Annotated in this window: 2 protein-coding genes; both read right to left on the bottom strand. The window is 68.1% G+C overall.

What is annotated here, in order from left to right; genetic code table 11:
- A partial coding sequence (locus ACFQ4O_RS17385) for a DUF2076 domain-containing protein (protein WP_378777623.1) occupies window positions 1-337 on the bottom strand: 337 nt, incomplete at its 3' end.
- Between the two features lie 256 nt (window positions 338-593).
- Window positions 594-1355, bottom strand: coding sequence for a Bax inhibitor-1/YccA family protein (locus ACFQ4O_RS17380; protein WP_378777621.1), 762 nt, complete (start codon window positions 1353-1355; stop codon window positions 594-596).
- Window positions 1356-1591 lie beyond the last annotated feature (236 nt).

Below are 1591 nucleotides of genomic sequence, written 5' to 3'. Positions count from 1 at the left end.
CGAAGCGGTTGGCGGGGCCGCCCGCGCCTTGCGCGGCGCCCATGGCCTCGGTCGCGCGCGGGCCCCACGGGTTTGCGCCCGGCTGCTCATAGCCGCCGCCGAAACCGCCGCGGCCCTGCTGCTCGACCTGGCGCTCCAGCTCGGCGATGCGGGCCTGCGCCTGCTCCAGCGCCTGGTTCTGCACCACCAGCGTCTGGGTCATGGCGTAAGGCGCGTGGGGAATGCTCGACACCTCGGACCGGATGAAGGCCTCGGCGTCCGGGTCGCGATACCCGACGTCGGTTCCGCGCAGCCGCGCGAACAGGTCGGAGATCAGTCGGCGTTCTTCGGCGTTCATAAACGTCGTCGCTCCATGGGACGCCCGCTGAATCGGACGCAAGCCCGAGCGTTACGGCGAGTTGTGGCGCCCGTGTGATCAACTCCGCGATGGTTCGGTGACGCCTTCGTGACCTCAATGTGGAAGCGGACGCCACAACAAAAGCGTGTCCGGTCGCCCGGACATGAAAAAGGCCCCGCGCGTCGCCGCCGGGGCCTTCGTCGTCATGGGTCCTGGCCGGCGCGGCCTGAGAGGGCGCCGGCCGAGGGACGTCAGATCACTCGCGGTTGCCGAACAGCGACAGCAGCATGGTGAAGAGGTTGATGAAGTTCAGGTACAGCGACAGCGCGCCCATGATCGCCTTGCGGCCCATGACCGTGTAGTCGTCGCCAGCGTAGTACTCTTCCTTCAGGCGCTGGGTGTCGTAGGCGGTGAGGCCCGAGAACACCAGCACGCCGACCACCGACACCACGAACTGCACCACCGACGAGCCGATGAACAGGTTCACGAGGCTCGCGATGACGATGCCGAACAGGCCCATCATCAGGAAGGTGCCCATGCCGCTCAGGCTGCGCTTGGTGGTGTAGCCGTAGAGGCTGAGCGCGCCGAAGGCGGCGGCGGTGATGAAGAACACCCGCGCGATCGAAGCCCCCGTGTAGACGAGGAAGATCGACGACAGCGACAGGCCCATCAGGCCGGCGAAGACGTAGAACGCGATCTGGCCGCCGGTGACGCTCATGGCGTGCAGACGGGCGGACAGGAAGAACACCATGCCGAGCGGCGCCAGCATGACGACCCACTTCAGCGGGCTGGTGAACAGGAGATAGCCGAACTGGGTCAGCTCTCGCTGCCCGCCGGCGCCCTGCGTGACCGCGAGCATGAACGCGCCGATCGCCGCGAAGCCGGTGATGGCGAGGCCGAGCGACATGTAGTTGTAGACGCTCAGCATGTAGGAGCGCAGACCCTGATCGACGACCGCCTGGCTGGCGGCTCCGCCGACGGCCGTGCGGCCCCAAGCGTTGCGTTGGAAGTCGGACATGGGCGTAAGGGTCCTCGAAACTAGGATCGACGGCGTCGCGAACGTCCGCACGCCTTCGTGCGAAGGATATGGGGATCATGGCGCGGCGCACAAGTTCGAGAGCGCCTTCGGGCTCTGACAACTTCGTCAGCGGGGGCGCGGAGGCCGGGGTCGGGGCCGTGGCCGTGGCGTCAGCGCGCCGATCCGCAGCGTCGTCTCGGGCCCGAGCCGCGCCACCAGCCGCCGGAGCGCGGCGG

It is taken from the genome of Methylopila musalis (assembly GCF_042679725.1).
Classification (GTDB): domain Bacteria; phylum Pseudomonadota; class Alphaproteobacteria; order Rhizobiales; family Methylopilaceae; genus Methylopila; species Methylopila musalis.
Note: the sequence above shows the minus strand (reverse complement) of the source record. Positions and strands in the feature narration are given on the sequence as shown.

What these genes read in the sequence shown, in the direction of transcription:
- ACFQ4O_RS17380 (WP_378777621.1), bottom strand. Translation starts at nt 1,355, where the DNA reads ATGTCCGACTTCCAACGCAACGCTTGGGGCCGCACGGCCGTCGGCGGA.